17 protein-coding genes are annotated in these 19967 nt (G+C 50.2%); 14 read left to right on the top strand and 3 right to left on the bottom strand.

Annotated elements, in window-relative coordinates; translation table 11 throughout:
* Positions 1 to 8: 8 nt before the first annotated feature.
* The 11 genes from fliR (at position 9) to H9I36_RS11535 (ending at position 12343) form a co-directional block, all read left to right on the top strand.
* Positions 9 to 806 (top strand): flagellar biosynthetic protein FliR, encoded by a 798-nt coding sequence (gene fliR / locus H9I36_RS11585; protein WP_187385512.1) that lies wholly within the window; start codon positions 9 to 11, stop codon positions 804 to 806.
* Positions 803 to 1924, top strand: coding sequence for a flagellar biosynthesis protein FlhB (flhB, locus tag H9I36_RS11580; RefSeq protein WP_187385511.1), 1122 nt, complete (start codon positions 803 to 805; stop codon positions 1922 to 1924). The genes fliR and flhB overlap by 4 nt, the downstream gene beginning before the upstream one ends.
* Before the next feature lie 17 nt (positions 1925 to 1941).
* Positions 1942 to 4119, top strand: a complete 2178-nt coding sequence (locus tag H9I36_RS11575) for a flagellar biosynthesis protein FlhA (protein WP_187385510.1) — start codon at positions 1942 to 1944, stop codon at positions 4117 to 4119.
* Positions 4112 to 5368, top strand: coding sequence for a flagellar biosynthesis protein FlhF (locus H9I36_RS11570; RefSeq protein ID WP_187385509.1), 1257 nt, complete (start codon positions 4112 to 4114; stop codon positions 5366 to 5368). Before H9I36_RS11575 ends, H9I36_RS11570 begins: the two co-directional genes overlap by 8 nt.
* A 3-nt stretch (positions 5369 to 5371) precedes the next feature.
* Entirely contained in the window at positions 5372 to 6259 is an 888-nt protein-coding gene (locus tag H9I36_RS11565) for a MinD/ParA family protein (protein WP_187385508.1), read from the top strand.
* Positions 6260 to 6739: 480 nt separating this feature from the next.
* A complete protein-coding gene (locus H9I36_RS11560; RefSeq protein WP_187385507.1) occupies positions 6740 to 7462 on the top strand; it encodes a hypothetical protein in 723 nt (240 codons plus the stop codon).
* A 14-nt stretch (positions 7463 to 7476) separates the two neighbouring features.
* Positions 7477 to 8265 carry an RNA polymerase sigma factor WhiG gene (gene whiG / locus H9I36_RS11555; protein ID WP_187385506.1) on the top strand — a complete coding sequence of 263 codons (789 nt, stop codon included), beginning with the start codon at positions 7477 to 7479 and terminating at the stop codon, positions 8263 to 8265.
* On the top strand, positions 8265 to 10229 hold the full coding sequence (locus H9I36_RS11550; RefSeq protein ID WP_187385505.1) for a FapA family protein: 1965 nt from the start codon (positions 8265 to 8267) through the stop codon (positions 10227 to 10229). Before whiG ends, H9I36_RS11550 begins: the two co-directional genes overlap by 1 nt.
* Positions 10210 to 10545 carry a hypothetical protein gene (locus tag H9I36_RS11545; protein ID WP_187385504.1) on the top strand — a complete coding sequence of 112 codons (336 nt, stop codon included), beginning with the start codon at positions 10210 to 10212 and terminating at the stop codon, positions 10543 to 10545. The genes H9I36_RS11550 and H9I36_RS11545 overlap by 20 nt, the downstream gene beginning before the upstream one ends.
* A gap of 2 nt (positions 10546 to 10547) precedes the next feature.
* The gene (locus H9I36_RS11540; protein WP_187385503.1) at positions 10548 to 11222 is read left to right on the top strand and encodes a hypothetical protein; all 675 of its coding nucleotides are present in this window, start codon (positions 10548 to 10550) and stop codon (positions 11220 to 11222) included.
* A 59-nt stretch (positions 11223 to 11281) separates the two neighbouring features.
* On the top strand, positions 11282 to 12343 hold the full coding sequence (locus tag H9I36_RS11535) for an aldose epimerase family protein (RefSeq protein ID WP_187385502.1): 1062 nt from the start codon (positions 11282 to 11284) through the stop codon (positions 12341 to 12343).
* A 250-nt stretch (positions 12344 to 12593) separates the two neighbouring features.
* On the opposite strand, the gene H9I36_RS11530 is transcribed toward H9I36_RS11535, so the two are convergent.
* Positions 12594 to 12767, bottom strand: coding sequence for a hypothetical protein (locus H9I36_RS11530; protein ID WP_187385501.1), 174 nt, complete (start codon positions 12765 to 12767; stop codon positions 12594 to 12596).
* A 174-nt stretch (positions 12768 to 12941) separates the two neighbouring features.
* Between H9I36_RS11530 and H9I36_RS11525 the strand changes: the two genes are divergently transcribed.
* Together H9I36_RS11525 and H9I36_RS12980 are read left to right on the top strand one after the other, a co-directional pair.
* Positions 12942 to 13850 carry a phosphatase PAP2 family protein gene (locus tag H9I36_RS11525; RefSeq protein WP_187385500.1) on the top strand — a complete coding sequence of 303 codons (909 nt, stop codon included), beginning with the start codon at positions 12942 to 12944 and terminating at the stop codon, positions 13848 to 13850.
* 237 nt (positions 13851 to 14087) lie between these two features.
* Positions 14088 to 16256 (top strand): DEAD/DEAH box helicase, encoded by a 2169-nt coding sequence (locus H9I36_RS12980; protein ID WP_255422745.1) that lies wholly within the window; start codon positions 14088 to 14090, stop codon positions 16254 to 16256.
* A 73-nt stretch (positions 16257 to 16329) separates the two neighbouring features.
* Here the strand turns inward: H9I36_RS12980 and H9I36_RS11510 are convergent, their stop codons facing one another.
* Positions 16330 to 17784 carry an NFACT RNA binding domain-containing protein gene (locus H9I36_RS11510; protein ID WP_187385499.1) on the bottom strand — a complete coding sequence of 485 codons (1455 nt, stop codon included), beginning with the start codon at positions 17782 to 17784 and terminating at the stop codon, positions 16330 to 16332.
* Between the two features lie 37 nt (positions 17785 to 17821).
* Complete coding sequence (locus H9I36_RS11505) at positions 17822 to 19135, bottom strand: cyclic nucleotide-binding domain-containing protein (RefSeq protein ID WP_187385498.1); 1314 nt, start codon at positions 19133 to 19135, stop codon at positions 17822 to 17824.
* Between the two features lie 233 nt (positions 19136 to 19368).
* Here H9I36_RS11505 and H9I36_RS13110 point away from each other — a divergent pair, with 233 nt between their 5' ends.
* Positions 19369 to 19647, top strand: coding sequence for a WCX domain-containing protein (locus tag H9I36_RS13110; protein ID WP_486389540.1), 279 nt, complete (start codon positions 19369 to 19371; stop codon positions 19645 to 19647).
* Positions 19648 to 19967: the final 320 nt, after the last annotated feature.

Raw genomic sequence — 19967 nt, 5'->3', positions numbered from 1 at the left:
CGAAAGCGGTGATCGATCGTATCGTAAGTCATGCGCCGATATTTTTGCTCATTGCCGTGCGCTGTTTTGCGCTTTTGATGACGCTGCCGCTTTTTTCGATGCGCTCGGTGCCGAGGACGGCGAAGGTCGCGCTTGCAGGCTATATGGCATACGCCCTCGTTCCGCACGTCGATTTTTCATCCTACGCTCCGTATATTTCGTCGAGCGGTCTTTTCGATCTGTCGTATGTGTTTTTGCTTGCGGGAGAAGCGATGATCGGACTCATCATCGGTTTTTTTATCACAATCCTTTTTTCCGCGTTCAGCACGGCAGGTCAATTTTTCGCATTTCAAATGGGATTGAGCGCATCCGAAGTGTACGATGCGCTTGCGCAAATCGAAAACCCTCTTATGGGACAGTATTTGAATCTCGTCGCGATGCTACTTTTTTTGCAGAGCAAGTGGTTTCAAAAATTGTTTTTGCGCGGACTGGTTTCAAGTTTTGCGTCGATGAACGTGTTTGCGCTTTTGGATGCGAAAGAGCGAATCGTGCGTTTTTTGGTCGGAAGCCTCACCGAGCTTTTTTCGGCTTCTCTCGTTATCGCGCTTCCGCTTATGGGAACGCTTTTGCTTATCAATATCTGCATGGGGATCCTTGCGCGGGCGGCTCCTCAGATGAATCTTTTGTCCGAAGGATTTGCGCTGCTTTTGCTCACGTCGTTTTTCGTCATCGCAGCTCTCATGCCTCAATTGTGCGATTTTTTCGAACGTTCGTTCAATGCGGGCATCACATCTCTTATCGCAATCATTTCGGGAGGCTCTTCGTGAACGATGTGCTTCCCGTACCGCCGTATCTGTATATCGACCTTCAGTGGTTCGCCGCGGAAGACGAAGGCAGAACCGAAGAACCTTCGGAATATAAGCTCGAAAAAGCGCGGAAGGAAGGGCGTGTCGCAAAAAGCGCCGAACTCAACAGCGCTCTCGTCATGCTTTTGTGCGTGGTGCTCCTCATCGTCCTTGCGCCTTCGATGCTCAAAGAATGTGCGGCGATTTTCCGTTATTATTTTTCGCGCTGCGCTTCATCGAGCGTAAACGATCCCGCGATCGCTCGCGCATTTTATTATTTTTTTTTACGCCTCGTGCTGCCGATCGGCATCATCGGTATCGCAGGCGGAGTTGCGGGAAATATCATTCAAAACCGAAGTTTTATCTTTACGACGAAGACGATCGAACCGAAGTTTCAAAAAATCGTTCCGAACTTCATCCAATATTTCCGCAACACGCTTTTTTCGTTGCGCGGACTTTTTAATGTCGCAAAATCACTGGGCAAAGTGACCGTCATTTCGATACTCGCTTTTATGCTGCTCCGTCGAGACGTTCCGATTCTCATGCTCGAAATTCAAAACGGAAGCATCGGCATGGCGATTCGGCATATCGGAGTTATGAGCGCGGAAATTTTAATAATGGCGAGCCTTGTCTTTCTCGTCATCGCGATTCCCGATTATTTCGTGCAGCGTCGCGAATTTATGGAACAGATGAAGATGACGAAACAGGAAGTAAAAGAGGAATACAAAGAATTCGAAGGCGATCCCGAAGTAAAAAACAGACTGCAGCAGGCCGAACGCGCTATCCTGCAGCAAAATATGCCGCAGGCCGTCAGAGAATCCGATGTCGTCATTACGAACCCGACGCACTTCGCCGTCGCGCTCAAATACGATGCGGCAGCCGGTTACGAAGCTCCGCGTGTTACGGCAAAGGGCGAAGACGAAGTCGCGTTTTCCATGCGCAGGATAGCCGAAGAAAACGACGTGCCCGTCGTGGAAAATCGCCCCGTCGCGCGCGGTCTCTATGCAAACACGAATGTTGGTGATATAATACCTGAAGAATACTTTAGAATTATTGCCGATATCTATGCTCATGTTATGAATTTGCATAAACGGCTTTAGTAGGCGGGTGGGGACTGATGCCTGATGAAGCGAGACGAATTTCAAATCAAAGCATTTTAAATTTTTTGCAGCGCAATATCGTCGGTGTCGCAGTCGTCGTCGTTGCGCTCTTTCTCGTTATACCCATGCCTCGCATCCTCATCGATTTTTCGATGGCGCTCAATATCGCGTTTTCGATCGTCGTCCTGCTCATCGTCATGTATACGCCCCGCGCGACGAATTTCATAACCTTTCCGCGCGTGCTTTTGTTTATGACGCTTTTCGGACTCGGTATCAATATTTCGTCGACGCGCCTCATCCTCGCGAACCCCGTAAATCCCGCGGGGCTTTCGAAAAGCCAAAGCGCGATGGTGCAGGCCTTTGCAAACATCGTTACGGGAGGAGGTGCCGGCGCGACGCCTGTCGTCATCGGCTTTGTGATTTTTATTATTTTGATCGTCGTGCAGGTCGTCGTCATCACAAAAGGGGCCACGCGCGTATCGGAAGTCGCCGCACGGTTTTCCCTCGATTCGATGAGCACGAAAAAATTCGATATCGGCAACCGGCTCAACAGCGGCATCATAACGGAAGAGGAAGCGCAAAAAGAGCAGGAAGCGCTCGACCGCTCGGTCGATTTTTATTCGACGATGGACGGCGCTTCGAAATTCGTTTCGGGCAACGTCAAAGCCGGCATCTTTATCACGGCGATAAATATCTTCGGCGGCTTTGCCGTCGGTATGGCGATCAACCGCATGTCGGCGGGAGACGCGCTTTTATCCTATGCGAAGCTTACGATCGGCGACGGTCTCATGTCGCAGATCCCTTCTCTCATGCTTTCGTTTGCGACCGGTCTCATCGTTACGGGAAGCAGTACCGATGAAGCTTTCGACAAACAGCTTTCGAAAAATTTTTCGGTCGACGGGCACATCTACGAAATCGTCGGAGCCGCGCTTGCATTTATGGGCATCGCGTTTATAGGAAACGGTGCGGGGGCGACGGTGCTCTTGGTTTTGCTCGGGGCATTTTTCTTTTTTATGGGATACCGCATCTCCTCTTCCCAAGTGCGCGAAAAAGCGCAGGCGGCGGCAGCCGTGACGGCAAAGGAAAAGACGGGAGGAGCGAGTCCTGCAGACACTGCGGCGATAGCACCGCTGGACACGCTGTCGCTCGAACTCGGCTATGCGCTCATCCCCCTCGTCGATAAAGAAAACGGCGCGGAGCTCGTCGAGCGGATCGGGCGCATACGGCATGAAGCCGCTCTCGATATGGGACTCATCGTTCCGCCGATCCGCATCCTCGACAATATGACGCTCGATCCGAACGAATACAGTTTTAAAATACGCGGTATCGAAGCGGGACGCAGCACGATCAGGCTCGGCTACTATATGTGCATGAACAACGGCACGGTGACCGAAGAGCTGCAGGGAGAAAAGACGAAAGATCCCGCTTTCGGTATGAACGCGATTTGGCTGCCGGAAGAAAAAAGAGCCGAAGCCGAGCGGAACGGCTATACCGTCGTCGATCCTCCGACGATCATCGCAACGCATTTGACGGAAATCATCAAAGCGCATGCGGCGGAAATCATCGGTCGGCAGGAAGTGTCGAGGATCATCAACAATATCAAAGAGACGAATCCGGTCGTCGTCGACGAAGTGCTCAACAGTGAAAAATGCAAATTCACCTATGGCGATATTGAAAAAGTATTGAAGATGCTTTTGCAGGAGCGCGTTTCGATACGCAACATCGTTATCATTCTCGAAACGCTCGCCAACTTCGGACCTGTCACGCACAACGCGTGGGATCTCGCCGAAAAAGTTCGCGAAGCGCTGGGGCTGCAGATATGCAAGCAGTACGTGGACGAGGACGATACGCTGCGCGTTATGAGCCTGTCGCAGGGGCTGTCGCAGCTCCTCCTCGATCATGTCGCAAAGAGCGCGGGCACGGAGCCTTTCGTCGCCCTCGATCCTGTCGATTTGCGGATGTGGGAGCGCGCGATCCACGGCGCCTACAACGCGCTTCGCAGCAAGGGCAGTCTTCCGATCGTCATGTGTTCGTCGGTCGTGCGCCGCCTCGTGTGGAATATGACGAACCGTGAAATGCCCGACATCATCGTCATTTCCGACAGAGAAATCATCGCCGCGGGCAGAAGCATAAAAGTTGAAGTACTCGGAGAAATCGCAGAGGAAAAAGCAGGAGTGACGATACAGAATGTATAGCGCAGAAAGACGGGATATGCCCGTATTGAAGATAACGGGTCGGACGCTCGACGAATGCAAAGCGAAGCTGTTTGAAAAATTCAATAACGAGTATACGATCTGCGGAAAACGCACGATGCTCAAAGGCGGATTTTTCGGCATCGGACAAAAAGAAGTCGTCGAAGTTTCTTACACGGTAGACCGCGAAGAGGATGTGCAGAAAAATACGGCCGCATATACGACAAAGCTTTCATCCAGAGACGGAACGGATGCGCTCGATGCGGCCGCCGCGTTCAATAAAACAAAAGACGAACTTTTGCGCGCGGCTCAGATGACGGCTTTCAATACCGCACTCAATGCCCGCATGACGCAAATGGAGGAGAATTTTTCGAAGCAGCTCAAAAGCATTTCATTCGCCGCTTCGGAAAAGCATCCGTCGATCAAAAAAATTGAAGAGCTTTTGGAAGAAAACGAATTTACGTTTTCATACATCAACGAGATAACGGAAAAGCTGCAATCGAATTTTACGCTCGATTCTCTCGACGATTTCAAAGCCGTGGAGCGCAAAGTCGTCGATTGGATCGGAAAGACGATTTCGATCGCGCCGGAAAAAATCCAGCGGCCGCCGCACGTCGTCGTTATCGTCGGTCCCACGGGAGTCGGTAAGACGACGACGCTCGTAAAGCTTGCGACGAAAATGGTGAGTGAAGCGAAGAGAGAGGAACGGAGAATTCCGTCGTTCGCGTTTATCACGACCGATACGATGCGTGTCGGAGCTTACGAACAGCTCGCTTCGTACAGCACAATCTTTGAAACGGAACTCGAAAAAGCGGAAACGGTCGAAGACTTGAAAAAGCTCTACGACGAAAAGCGCGAAAACCTCGACGCGATCTTTATCGACACGAGCGGTTACAGTCCGAACGATACCGAAAATATCGGCAAGATGAAAGCCGTTCTCGATGTGCGCGGAATGAAACCGGATATATACCTCGCCGTCGCCGCTTCTACGAAAGCCAAGGATTTGGCGAACATCATGCAAAATTACGAGCAATTCGGATACAATTCCGTCATCGTGACGAAGTGCGACGAATCGAAGCAATACGGAAACATCATCAGTGTACTCCACGAAAAAAACAAAAAAATTTCATACATCGCCGACGGGCAAAAAGTCGTGCGGGATATCCACCGTGCGGACGTCGTCGAGTTTCTCATCAGGCTTTCGGGCTTCGATGTCGATCGCGTGCATATTGAAGATGAATTTGGAGAATAAGGTATGGAAGAACAGGCAGAAGGTTTGCGTGAATTGATGAAAGACAGCGCTCAGGAAAAAAAGAGGGCGTCTTCGGCAAAAGACGCGCATAAAACGCGTATCCTCGTGATCACGAGCGGCAAAGGCGGCGTCGGTAAATCGAATATAGCCGTAAACATGGCCATAGCCTACGCGCAGACCGGCAAGCGTGTCATTTTGATCGACGGGGATCTCGGCATGGCGAACATCAATGTGCTGCTCAATCAAGTGCCGCCGTACAATCTCATGCACGTCATCGATAAAAAAAAGACGATGAAAGAGATCATTCTCGATACCGAATTCAATATCAAATTCATCGCGGGTGCAAACGGGCTTTCAAAAATCGCAAACCTCTCCGTCAAAGAGCTTGAAGATTTTGCAAAGCAATTCGCGTCTCTCGGTTCCGCCGATATCATCATCATCGATACGGGAGCGGGCATCACGAACAACGTTTTGCAGTTTGTCGCCGCCGCCGATGAAGTGTACGTCGTGACGACGCCCGAGCCGACGGCGATCACCGACGCATACGGCATTATTAAAATCATCACGACAGAAATAGTCGAGCATCCGGTCAACTTAAAGCTGCTCGTAAACCGTGCGCATTCAGCGGACGAGGGTAAGCGTATTTCGGAGCGCATCATTACGATCGTAAGCCAGTTTTTGAATTACAAAGTCGACTACATCGGCTTTGTGTACGACGATCCTGTCGTACAGGCTTCCGTCATCCGGCAAAAACCCTTTATCGTCATCAATCCGACATCGAAGCCTTCAATGTGCATCAAGCACATCGTCGGCCGCATCGAAAAAACGGAGCCAGCGGAAAACGAAGGCGTATCGAATTTTTTGAAAAAGTTTTTGCGCAGAAAGCGCTGAGCGCGTCGCAGAACGAGGAAGGCGCTGCAAACTGCGGGCGTTCTGCAAGGGGCGAGTGCGGGCAGAAAAGCAGCGGTACGTGCACCGTCGCGAAAGCGGCATTGTATTTTTATTATTATGAGAATATAATAAGTAATAAAAGTTTTTAGGGAGGTAGGATAAAAAATAACGTCTGAAATATCGCCGTTGTTGGAGTCTGGAGCCAAAAAACGCTGAAGCGTTTTTCTTTTATCGGAGACACTCGCGATTTCTGCGCATTGCTCGAAATCGCAGCGTTCTTATCGCGAGTTTGCATGGATGTTTGCAGAAAACGTGCATACGTATTGTTTTGATAAAAATTATTATGAATACGATGTACTGATTTTGCAAACTCGCATATTTACCGTGTGCGCTCTCGCGCACGGCTAAAAACTTTTTCGGAAGTTGCACCTTGCTTGAAGCTTGGCTGCAATTACCTGCAAAAGTTTTTAGGGAGGTGTGGTGAAGCAGGTTCGGTTTATCGCAGGTTTTGCTCTTGCCGGCTTTCTCATCTCGTTTTTTTTCGGCTTTTTTTCCCGCGGGGGCATCGGGCGTATGCTGCTCTATGCTTTTATGTTCTCAGCGGTATTTGCCGTCGTGGGCTTTGCCGTGCAGTTTATCGGTTCGACGTTTTTGAATATCGATGCGTCGGCGGGAGGTGAGGGCGAAGCGCCGCGCGGAACGACGGGGAACAACGTCGATATCGTTGTGCAGGACGAAGAGCTTCCGACGGAAGAGGGATCACCTGAGTTTTATGTCGGCGAAAACCACCAGATGTTGAACAAAGATGATTATGCGGGCGGAGAAAAAGAAGGTCGTTCCGCCGGAAGCGGTGCCGTCGATACGATTCATGCGGTAAATGGAGATGTCTTGTCTGCGGATCGGACGGAGCAGTCGGATGACGGTTTCGTTCCCGTGCAGCTGCATGAGAATGCGCGGACGATTTCGGGAAAAGAAGCGGGAGTCGATTCCGACGACGGTTTTTCGCTCAAAGACGATACGCTCGACGATTTACCCGATCTTGAGGATTTGGCTCCGTCCGGAGAGATCGTCGAAGATACCGCTTTTTCCGCCGCTTCGGACAAAACGAAAAAATCCGATAAGGCGAGCAAATACAGTGAAAAAGATACGACGCTTATGGCGAAAGCGATAAGCACAGCGCTCGCGAAGGATAAAGAAACATAAGAAAGGTGCATAGTATGGCAGACCCGGTAAACGACGAAAAAGAAGAAGACAGACTCTGGGAAGAATACCGAAAGACGAAATCGCAGGCGCTGCGCGACGCGTTTATACGGCAGTATATGCCGCTTGTTAAATACGTCGCGGGAAAAGTGTCCGTCGGTATGCCCGGCAGCGTCGAATTCGATGACCTCGTCGGCTTCGGTCAATTCGGTCTGCTCGATGCGATCGAAAAATACGATCCGTCGAAAAACGTCAAATTCAAAACATACGCCGTTACCCGCATCCGCGGCGCGATCTTCGATGAGCTCAGGCAGATCGATTGGGTGCCGCGCTCAGTCCGTCAAAAATCGCGCGAAATAGAGGACGCGATCAATACGCTCGAATCGCGACTCGGACGGACGGCGAGCGATGCTGAAATCGCGGAATCTCTCGGCGTGAGCGAAGACGATTATCACCGCATCATCATGAAAGTGTCGGGGACGAGCGTGCTTTCCCTCAACGACGTGTGGCATAACGGGGATGATGCGGCGAACGCATCGATCGGTGACAGTATCGAATCTCCGTCGAGTATGAACCCCGATGCGATCGTCGAACGCGAAGAGATCAAAAAAGTGATCGTGCAGGCGATAAACGAATTGCCTGAAAAAGAAAAGATGGTCATCGTTTTGTACTATCACGAAGATTTGACGTTTAAAGAAATCGGGCAAGTGCTCAACGTAAGCGAGTCGCGCATTTCACAGCTGCATACGAAAGCGAATATCAGAATGCGTGCAAAATTGACGAATCTCAGGAAAGGAATCATGTGATGGTATCGCTCGAGAAAATGCGTGCGGATATGCAGGAGCTCTTGGAACGCGATAAGCAGCTGCACAACGTCGACGTCCATGCCGAAAGTATCGACGAAGCGCTTGCCGATGCCGCAGTTCAACTCGACACGAAAGCCGTCAATCTCGAATATGAAGTCGTCGAAAAGGGGAGCAACGGTTTTCTCGGTTTCGGGAAAAAACCGTGGAAGCTTCGCATCTATGAAAATCCGAATACGCTTCACGCAAAACGGAAGACTGCAAAGGACGACCTCTTCGGCGAAGACAGCGGAGAAGAGGAAACGAAAATCGTCGACAGAGACGGTGCGTATTACGTCCGTCACTTCGGCGACAGGATCATGCTGAAAGTTTTGCTTCCTACGGGAACGGGAAAAGCCGTCGACGTGAGCGAGGTTGCACAGACGATTTCGCGGCCGGATACGGTTTCCGTAGAAGACGATCTCGTAAAAAAATATGTCAAACAGGGGACGTCCGGACGCTATGAAGAAGTCGGCATCTACAAGCATATAGCAGCCGGAGACGCGAGCATTTCGGTGAGCATTTCAAGCGACGAAATGAAAGCGGAGATCGTCGCATCGGCTCCTTCGATGAGCGGCGCGGATGTTTCCTATTCGATGATCGAGCGGGCGCTTCGCGCTCAAGGTATCGTCACGGGGTTTGAAGAAGATAAAATCGAAGCCTTTGTCGATGATCCCGTGTACGAAACTCCGTACGAAGTCGCTGCAGGCACTCCCGCACAGGACGGTAGAGACGCGTATATCGCATACGATTTCGAAACGGATCCGAAAAAACTGCGTGCGACCGAATCGGCGACGGGACAAGTCGATTTCAAAGAGCTGAACCTCATTCAAAACGTCATCAAAGGCGGACGCCTTGCACAAAAAATTCCCGCGGAAAAGGGAAGACCCGGCAAAACGCTGTTGGGGCGCTATACCGAAGCGAAAAACGGAAAAGATATTCCCATCCCGCTCGGGCAAAACGTTTCGCTCGCTCCCGACGGTATGACGGTGATCGCCGATACCGACGGCCAGGTCATGCTCTTTGCCGGCAAGATTACCGTGGAACCCGTACTCCAGCTCATGAGCGTCAACATCAAAACGGGAAACATCAAATTCCTCGGCTCCGTCATCATACGCGGAAGCGTCGAAGACGGTTTCAACGTGGACGCGTCGGGCAATGTCGAAGTCGGCGGCACGGTCGGCAACTGTAAAATCAACGCCGGCGGCAATATCATCGTGCAGCAGGGCATATTCGGTAAAAACGGCGGAACGCTGACGAGTAAAAAATCGCTGTGGGCGAAATTCATACAGGCGGCGAAAGTCGAAGTCGATGAATCCGTCATCGTTACCGACAGTATTATGAATTCGGAAGTGATGGCGATGAAAAGCATCGTTTTGAGCGGGAAAAAAGCGCAGATCATGGGCGGGCACTTGTTTGCGACGGAAGAGATTTCCGCAAAGAGTATCGGCTCACCGGGAGGGGGAGCGGAAACGATACTCGAAGTAGGATTCGATCCGAGAGCGAAGCAGCGCCTCGACAGCTTGCAGGAAAAGCAGGGAGCGCTTGTCAAAGAGCTTGAAAATCTCGAACTCGATATTTCGACGCTCGAAAATCAAAAAAAGATACGCCGCTCGCTTCCGAAAGAAAAAGAAGATAATCTTACGAAACTCAAAGAGCGCAAAGCGCAGATCGATTCGGAATCGGCGGAGATGACCGAAGAAATTCAAACGCTGCAGGAACACTTGCGCGAATTGAAAGCGGTCGGAAAAGTGAAAGCGTCGGGAACGGTGTACGCGGGCGTCAAAATCTACGTGCGCGACGTACTCGATGAAGTGCACAACGAAGTGTCGGGCGTAACGTTCTATTTCGACAATAATTTCGTCAAGCGCGGCAAATACGAGGCTGCTTCGAAGATAAAGGGACCCGATGGCTATACAACCAATTGACTTGCAGACGATGTATTCTCAAATGGCGAATATCGCGCAAAACGCCGCGCATGCCCAAGACGGCGGTAAGCTCGCCGAAGCGATGCAGCAGCAAAATATCGTGCGGCAAAATTTGGAAGAAGTCGATCGCGTCTCCCGTCCCGCATCGGATGAATCGGAAGCCGAATCGCGCGCCGTAAAAAACGACGGCTCGTCTCCTTCTCACGGCGGGACTGAAAAAAAAGGTAAAGACGGAAAGCGCGAAAAAAAAGACGAAGGGCGCGAATGCCTCGTACGGGAATCCTATATCGGACAGCACATAGATATTACGAGGTAGACGTGTCGACGGTTTTATTTGCGATCGTTGCAATCAATGTCGCGCTCTGGGTCATCTTTCTCATCCGCTTTAAGCGCCTCTTTTCGTCCGACGATGTTATCGAAAAAACGAGAGCCGAAATGGACAATATGATCCGCGACATCAACAATAATACCGTCCGCGCGATCGATATCATCGACGATAGAAAAAAGCAGCTGAATCGCCTCATCGAAGAAGCGGACAGAAGGATAGCGCTTGCTCGAAGCGAAGAAGCGAAAAAGATTTCGGTGTCCGCTCTCCGCGATACGCTTGATAAAAAGGCGGTTTCCGAAGTCTCCCGCCGCGCTGCGAACACTTATAAAAAAAACGCTCCTCGCTCCCGCCCCGCCCCCGATGCGTCCTATGCCGTAACGAGAGAGGGTGAAGCGATTTCGGAAAGGCAGCATTCTCTCTTCGATGACAGGCAAGAAGAAGTGCGCACAAAAACCGAGATGAACGTGACGGGCGACGGTGCGTCCTATGCGAAAGTGCCGGTTATAAAACCCGACGTGTACTTTTCGGAAACGCCGATCGTACCGAAAAAGAATTTTACAAAGCAAGTGCTCGAGATGGCGGAGATGGGACTCGCAATCGAACAGATCGCAAAACAGCTTTCGTGTTCGAAAACCGAAGTGCAAATGATACTCGATATGCAGTAAAGACCGCTGGAAAATCGCTTTGATTTTGACGGTTCTCAAAAATTTTTATGGGGGAAGATATGAAAACAACGGTGCAAAATTTCGGCGTGCTTTCCGACGGAACAAAGGTTTCTCTTTTTACCGTCAAAAACAAGCACATGTCCTTTTCCGTTACGGATTACGGCTGCAGGATTACGAGTATCGTGCTGCGCGATCCTGACGGCAGCGAAACCGACGTCGCGCTCGGCTATTCGACGCTCGAAGGCTATATTTCCGACACGAGCTATTTCGGCGCTTTTGTCGGGCGTTTTGCAAACAGAATTAAAAATGCGTCGTTCACGCTTGACGGCAAGCTTTATACGCTCGATAGAAACGACGGGCGCAATATGTTGCACGGAGGTTTTGACGGCTGGGACAAAAAAGTGTGGAAAGCGAAAATCGTTTCCACCGATAAATACGCGGGAGTGGAATTTACGCGCGTTTCGAAAGACGGAGAGCAGGGCTTTCCGGGGACCATGCGCGTAAAAGTACGCTACCTCCTCGACGAAAAAAACAATCTTACCTGCCGCTATACGGCATCGAGCGATAAAGCCTGTCCCGTAAACCTTACCAATCATTCGTATTTTAATCTTGCAGGAAAAGGCACGATCGAAGATCATGTTTTAAAACTCGACTGTCCTTCCTATCTCGAAAGTACGAGCGCTTTGATGCCGACGGGAAAAATCCTTTCGGTAAAAGATACCCCGTACGATTTTTTAAAGGAAAAACGCATCGGACGCGATATTAAAAAAACGGGGACGGGTTACGATGACTGCTTTGTCACGCGGATCTACGACGAAAAAGGCGGAAGCTCCGGCGTTCCCGAATCGGCTAAAAAAATCATCCGTGTCGCCGAATTATGCGATCCCCAATCGGGCAGGACGATGACGGTCGACACGAATGCGGAAGGCATACAGCTCTATACCGGCAATATGCTGAAAGCCGTGTGCGGCAAAAACGGACGCATCTACGGCAAGCACAGCGCGCTCTGCCTCGAAACCGAATGTTTTCCGGATTCACCGAATATCGCGCGTTTTCCGTCCTGTGTTTTGCTTCCCGGAAAAAAATACGAATCGGTTACGGTATACGGATTTTGCCGGTAAAAGGGCGGAGAGAAAGCAGGTAGACGGGGGACGCGTCTTTTGTGATGTTTGCATCTCCCGGATACCTCTAAAGAATTGCAGTTTTTACGAAAAAGATAAAGCTGAAAAACATCAAGATAATTTAAAAAGACGATCCGTGTACTGCATGAGGTTTTGAAAGATATTTGTCAATTCTGAAAACGGTGTTATGTGATTGTTCTATTCTGCAATTCAATTTGCAGCATAATGCTTTGCATATTGAGAAAGCACTTCATTCATCATAGTCTGATATTTTGTATGATTCTTTTTTAGCTTCTGTTCTGAAAAAATTAATACAATCTGAATCGATTGAAATTGTTATTTTTTCTTTTATAGATTTTTTTACAAGCTCTGATGGAGCAGGAAGGAAATCCGCCACTACGACGGCAGAATCCAATGCTTTCATTACTGATTTCTCGGGGTTATTGTAAATGCTCTTCATAGAGTTTCTTTTGCTGTCTCAAAAGAAACCTTGTGTTTCCGTTTCGCGATTTTTTTGAGATTGCTTTCCGACTGAAATTCCTTGATACTGAAATTCATCTATCTGGACAGCGCCGCAGTGTTTTCGTATAATGCGCGAATGATAAAGTCGATTGTTGCATTCTGTGTTTTTGCCGCGCTGTCATGCGCTTTTGCATATTCGGACGATGCTTTTTCTTTGCTGTCCGAAGCGAGCCTTTCCGACAGTGAAAAGCGGAATGCCGAACGCTCGCCGAACCGATTTCTTCCGTACCTTGCAGGATCGGGCGATTACTTCGTATTAAATCCGATAACGGATCCGATCCTCATCGGAAGCGGGATCGGGCTTTTTGCAGTCGATTTGAATCTGCATCGTTTAAAAAACGATCGACGTTTCGACGGCGCTCTGTACAACCGTGACGATGTGAGCGCATTCGATCGGTGGGCGATGCGGCCGTATTCGCGCGCGCTCGACATAACGGGCGATGTGTTTATAGGATGTACGATGGCGACACCGCTCGTGTTTGCCTCCGTCGACAAGCACGAATGGATTACGATCGGTCTCATGTATGCCGAAACGATGCTCCTCACGCACGTCGTAAAGGATTTGATAAAATCGCTTACGTTTCGTCCGCGCCCCTATATGTACTTCGACGGTTATCCGCAAAAGTACGTCGATTCGGGTGATTGGAACAATTCTTTTCCGTCGGGACATACGATGCAGGCTTTTGCCGCCGCTTCGTTTACGAGCTTTGTGTTTGCGATGTATTTTCCCGGCTCGCTGTGGAATATTCCCGTGAGTGCCGGATCTTATGCGCTTGCGGCGACGGTCGCCGTACTGCGTCTTTCCAGCGGCAACCATTTTTTAACCGATGTCCTTTCCGGCGCCGCCTTCGGTACGGTTTTCGGTATCGGCGTGCCGCTTTTGCACCGGATCGGCATCGGCACAAAGGATTCGTCTGCGAAAAAGAAAAGGGGCGCTTCGCTTACCGTACTTCCGAACGGATTTCAAGCCGTCGTCAGATTTTAGTAAAAAATCGGTAAAAAAACGGCAGTAAATGCGGAATATTTCAAATTATATCACTATTTTCACTTGTAATTGTTTGTTATTTACGTTAGAGTAAAGCTATGTGTGCTGTGTCTGATGGACGCATGCGCGGCGTGTAAAGCCGCATCTATCGATTTTCCGGATCCTGTATAGTGCTTCCTGTCAGTCCCGTCACACAAATCAGGGGCGGGCGTTTGCCCGCAGGGTACAGGTATACACATGGATTCAGAAGACATCTCTTTCGAAGACCTCGGTCTGGACGAACAGACCCTGGCCGCAGTAGCCCGTAAAGGCTTTATCACTCCTTCTCCGATTCAAGTTCTCGCAATTCCGCGCCTTTTAAGCGGAGATGCGAACGTTATCGCACGCGCGCGTACGGGAACGGGAAAAACTGCCGCATTCGGCTTGCCTCTCGTGCAGCGCTTGAGAGGCGGAAGCGATCACGTCAAAGCGCTCATCCTTGAGCCGACGCGGGAACTTGCCGTTCAGACGTGTACCGAAATGCAGTCGTTCGCAGACGGAACGTTTCCGCGCACTTGCGTCGTCTACGGCGGCGCGTCGATGCTGTCACAGATACGCGATTTGAAACGCGGCGTTGAAATCGTCGTCGGTACACCCGGCCGCATTCAGGATCACATCGAACGCGGTACGCTCGACATCGGCAAAATCGATTATTTTATTCTCGACGAAGGCGATGAAATGCTCGATATGGGTTTCATCGAAGACATCGAAGCGATTTTCGAAAAAGCCAATCCCGCAAGCCGCATCCTGCTTTTCAGCGCGACGATGCCTGCTCCGATTCTCAAAATCGCTTCTCAGTTTATGGGCGAATACGAAATCGTCGAAGAAGAAGGCGTCGTCGACGAGCCGCTGCTCATCGAACAAAAATTTTGGGTGCTCCGCGAAAGCGAAAAGATAGACGCCCTCGTGCGCCTCATCGATATTGCCGACGATTTTTACGGCCTCGTCTTTACGCAGACGAAGATGGACGCCGACACCGTCGCGCGCCAACTCGACGAACGCGGCTATGAAGTCGCAGCTCTCCACGGAGACGTTGCACAGAGCCAGCGCGAAAAAATTCTCGCAAGATTCCGCCGAAAAAAAACGCGCATCCTCGTTGCGACCGACGTTGCCGCCCGCGGTATCGATATCACGGGCTTAAGCCACGTCGTCAATTATTCCCTTCCGTTCGACGGTGCGACGTACGTGCACCGTATCGGACGCACGGGCAGGGCGGGAGCTGCGGGAACGGCGATCACCTTTGTCCGTCCCGAAGAGAGGAAACGCAAACTCAGCTATATGCAAAATGCGATCCGAAAAAGCACGAAGGGCGAACTCAAAGAAGAAGCCGTTCCGACGGTCGAAGAAGTCGTCGCAAAGAAACGGGAGCGGCTCTTCGATAAACTTAAAAGCGACATCGGCTTGTCTCCGCGGCACGATCGCAAAAGCGATGTCGAAACCGCTCGTGTTTCGCCCGATATGCAAGATAACGTACGCGGTACCGAAGATGTGTGCAGTACGGAAGATGCGCACACCGCTTTCATCGCGGACGGGGAAGCCGGCAATGCCGATAAATTAATAATTAATAATTTTGATGCACAGGCGGATATCTCCGCTTCGAATGCCGAAAGCGATATGTACGGTGTGCCCGATGCGGAGGGGCAAAACGATGTGTCCGTTGAGACTGCGGCATCCGATGCGACCGCGCAGAACGATACGGAAACGCATGATGATGCGGAAGTTCAAAAGACGGCGCTCATCAAAGCCGATGCACAGTTTGCGGAAATGGCGAAAGAGCTGTGCAAAGACAACGATGCCGAAGACGTGCTTGCGGCGGTTATGTCCGTACTCTACGGCACATCGCTCGATGTTTCCCGCTACGGAAAGATTGTACGTCAAAAAGGCGAAACGGGGCGAAACCGCGCTTCGTTCGGAGAAGCGGGCGATCAGATGCGCCTCTACGTGCAGATGGGACGGCGCGACGGATACGGTCCGCGCGAAATCGCGGATTATTTCAGCGATCTCCTGCATATTCCGGGGCGCTTCGTCGACCGCATCGATATGGCCGCAAATTTTACGCTGTTGAGTCTTCCCGCCGATTCGGCAAAAAAAGCGCTCGAACTGTCCAAAAGCGGCGGCGACGTTCCGCACATACACGTCGATTCGAAATCCGGCGGCTTTGAAAAAAAAACGCGTTCATCGTTTCGAAGCACAGGCGAATCTTTCGGCGGAAAAAAGAAAGCGGGACGTTTTGAAAGGAGCGCGGGCGGTTTCGGCGAAAAAAAATTCAGAGCGCACGGAAGACCGAACGTACACACGCCGACGGAGCGGAGCGGAAGCGCAGGCTTGTATCGGCGTAAATCGTCCGGAAGGGCGGAACGCTTTTAGATCGGCTGTTTTATAGACGCGGCTGCGTTTTCGGCGAGAACTTCGTTCGTTTTGTACGCGTCGTTCGGCGGTTTTATTCGTGCGACAATTCCCGCCGGATATCGTCGAGGCGGTCGAGCCGCCTCTGATCGAGTGCGACGAAAATATTTTTTTCCTGTGTCGGAAGCACGAGTCCTTTCGGTCCGTTTTTTGCGCGTCGGAGATATTTTACCTTCGTATAGTAAACGTCGGCTTTTCCCGCTTTACGTCCCTTCGAATAGTAGACTGCAAGGTTTGCCGCGTCGAGCAGCACATCGCGCGGTACGGTTTTTCCCGGCCGGTTTTTAATAAAAACGTAGCCTCCCGGAAAGTCGCGCGCGTGCAGCCACATATCTTCGCCTCGGACATGGCGGCGCAAGAGTTCATCATTTTCGTCCGCGTCGCGCCCCGCGATGATGTACCAGTCGTCGACCGTGTAGTCGAGACCCGGATGCGCTTTTTTCTTTTGCTGCTCGGGTTTTGTGTTCCGTCTGAGCATCTGCTCTATCTTTACGGGATTTTGTTCGCGTATGATGTCGTCGTAGCGTTTGTCGAGGGCTGCGATCTCCTTTTCTTCAACCGCAATATCGTGAATGAGCTGTTCCGCTCCCCGCGTTTCTTTCCGATACCGCTCGTAATATGCCGCCGCATTTTCCTGCGCGTTTTTTTTCGGATCGATTTTGATCCGTACCGTTCCGCCAGTATCGTAATCGTCGCATTCGAGAAATTCGCTTTTGCCGTCGAGCAAGTGGCCGTAGGATAAAATCAAATCGCCTTGATGTTTGTATTGCCCTGCATTTTTAAAAGATTCCCGTTTCGCTTTCAGCCGTTCGAGTGAGGCTTCTTTTTTCGATTTTTGCGCGGCATACCATTTTTCCGCTTGCGCCAAAAGCGCCGCGCGCGAAAGAGAGCGGGCATGCTCTCCGTACCACAGATCGATTTTTTCATTGAACGAAAGAGGGGCGGCATCGGGATGCTCCCTTGCGTAGCGCTCTTCGATATCGCCGAAGGTGCGGACGGGATGCTCTTTTTGCAGGGACGCTCTTCCGCCTTCGGGAAGTGCAAAGGTGCCGCCTGCGATTTCGCCCTTTGCCGGACGGCGATACATCGTATCGAGGATTATGTTCGATCCCGTACACAATACGATATTTGCAGCTCCGCTCCACAAACGTATGTACATAATAAAATTTTCGTCGGCGTGCGTAAGCGTCATTTTAATAATCCGCTCAAAATCGACTTGAGCGCAGGATGTGATCCGGGAGCCTTTGATGTGCGATTTTAAAAATTCCATAAAGCGCAGCGGCTTATCGTTCCGCGTGATTTTCCGTTTCGTTTCGTGTATGCGGCATGAAGAGTGCGCGGTGCAGATAAAAAGCGTGAGCGCCCTTCCGTTTTTATACGTGCAGAGCGTGAGCGTATCGTAGCAGGGCTGAATGATGTCTTGAATAAAAGCGCCTTCGAGGTCGAGCTCCGAGAGGATAACGTTTATTTCGTTGCAGTTGAGCGACACGACGGTTCCTTTAATAATAATGCGATATAGTAAAAAATCATTTTTCGCTTTCCCTGAGTTTTGCAATCTTTTCGTTCAGCTCGATCGTCCGGTGCGTTTGCTTTTCAAGCCGCTGTGCGAGCATTCGCGAAAGGAACAGGCCGTAGTGCGGATTTTTTCGTATCATCTGAAGAAAATCGCCTTTCGGAATTTTAATAAGTTTGCAGTTGCCGACTGCGAGGATCGTTGCAGAACGTTTGTCGTTGAGCAAAAAGGACATATCGCCGATAAACACGTCGTTCGGCGACATGACGGTGACGAGCTTGCGTCCCGAATAGACGGCGTAACGCCCCGATACGATAAAAAAAAGATCGGTTGTCGCCTCGTTTTGGCGGCAGACAATCTGTTTGTCGGTGTAGGAGATCGTTTCGAAATTCGACATGACGAGCGGCACCGTGTTCGATTCGTCGATCCTGTTGTCGATTTCGAATACGACTTGATTTCCTTTTTCGTTGTACGTGATTTTCGAAACAAGCTCCGATGCAAGGCCGATACCTCTGCCGTGCAATTCCCCCTCGTGTGCGTTTTTTTTGCCGACGTATTTTCGCCAATCGAAACCGTCTCCTTCATCCTGAATCGATACGACCGATTTGCGTTTTCCGATCGCGTACTTGATCGTAATCTGCTTGTTTGCGTATCGCGGGTCGGCGGCGCGCTCGGCGATGAGACTGAATATATCTCCGTGTTCTTCCATCCATCTCGTTTTTTCGTCGTACGAGATATGTAAGTTTCCGTGTTCGAGTGCGTTTGTTAAAAGTTCGGTAAGCGTCATCTGAAGATCACTGCGGTCGTCGCTGTTTATGCGGTTCGTGCTGTATAAATAATTAATAAGAAACGACGTATAAAATCTGATATCGAGCGGATCGTTGCCGCAAACGAAGGTGCCGTTTTCTTCGCCGCCGAAATCTTCCTGCATGCCGCGGCTCAACAGAAACTTTTGGTTTTGCCACAAGATACGCAGCAAGTGAATAAAATGAAAAGAAAAATCGTTTATCGTTTGAATCGAAAGGATATTCGAGTCTTTCAGATCTTCGAGCTCTCGCATCTGCTTTCTGTCTTTGCAGACTGCGATGATGCCGCCGTAGTGCAGCCACGGATCGGCGTTTACTTCGGAAAGAATTGTGTCGTAGTCGATGTTCGCCGAAGTGTAGTCGAGTACCTTTATCTCCGGCAGTTCGTAATTGATATAGCTGATGATATCGTCGATATCCGTTTTGATGTCGATGCCGAAGTCGTCCGAAAATGCGGTGCAGCCTTCGCGCACCGTGTTAATAATTTTTTCATTCGATGACACAACGAGTATCTTTTTCATACGGATATTATAGCGGATATATTTGGTTGTTTTCTATATCGATTTTCTATCGGCTTTTCTTTGCTGCAACGCTGCTCTGTACGTTTGTATCCGGCTATGATTTGAACAAAAAGGCTGTGCGTCTTTTCGCCTTGAACAGAATGAAAGACTTTATCGTTACGAATGAGCATTTTGAGCTTCCTGATAATTTTGATTTTTCTTCATATTGCGGCTGCGGAAAGTTCGGCGCATTTATGTCGGAAGATTCCGTCGATTTTATAATCGATTTTTACGGCGATGCCCGGCCGTATGTAAAAGAGCGTCTTTGGGCGGACAATCAGAAACTTACGGATTTTGAAGATGAAGAAAAGATACGGATAGAATTTTCTTTGACGCAAGTCCTGAAAGTTATGGGATGGATTTTAGCGCAGGGAGCGAATGTCGTTCCGCAAAGTCCGCAGTGGTTTGTGTCGGATTGGAAAAAGATCGTAAAAGCTATGATGAAAAGGGCGAAAAACGATATTAATAATTAATAAATTTTCGAAAGGCGGTTTCATTCGCGCGCTTGCCGTCTGAGTGTATATGCCCTGTGCGCTACTTTCAAGTCGGATGCGGCGCAAGTTCGTGTGGAAACTGTGGTGCGGTGCGAGTACCGGCGGGAGCGGGTGTGGTGCGGTGGTGAAAAAAGTTTTGAAGGGGGGGTAAAGTACTTGACATAGAGGTGAGAAAAGTAGTAAATTACAAGCTACCCGCGCAAATCACGGGTGCGCTGTTTGACAGGTAGAGGGAAGGAAAGAAAGCAAGACGCATGCGGAGATAAAAAAGTCTCCCGAATTAAGCGAGAGCAAGCGGG

It is taken from the genome of Treponema sp. Marseille-Q4130, assembly GCF_014334325.1.
In the GTDB taxonomy this organism is placed as follows: Bacteria; Spirochaetota; Spirochaetia; order Treponematales; family Treponemataceae; genus Treponema_D.
The sequence above is the reverse complement of the archived record's forward strand: the minus strand, read 5'-3'. Positions and strand labels throughout refer to the sequence as shown.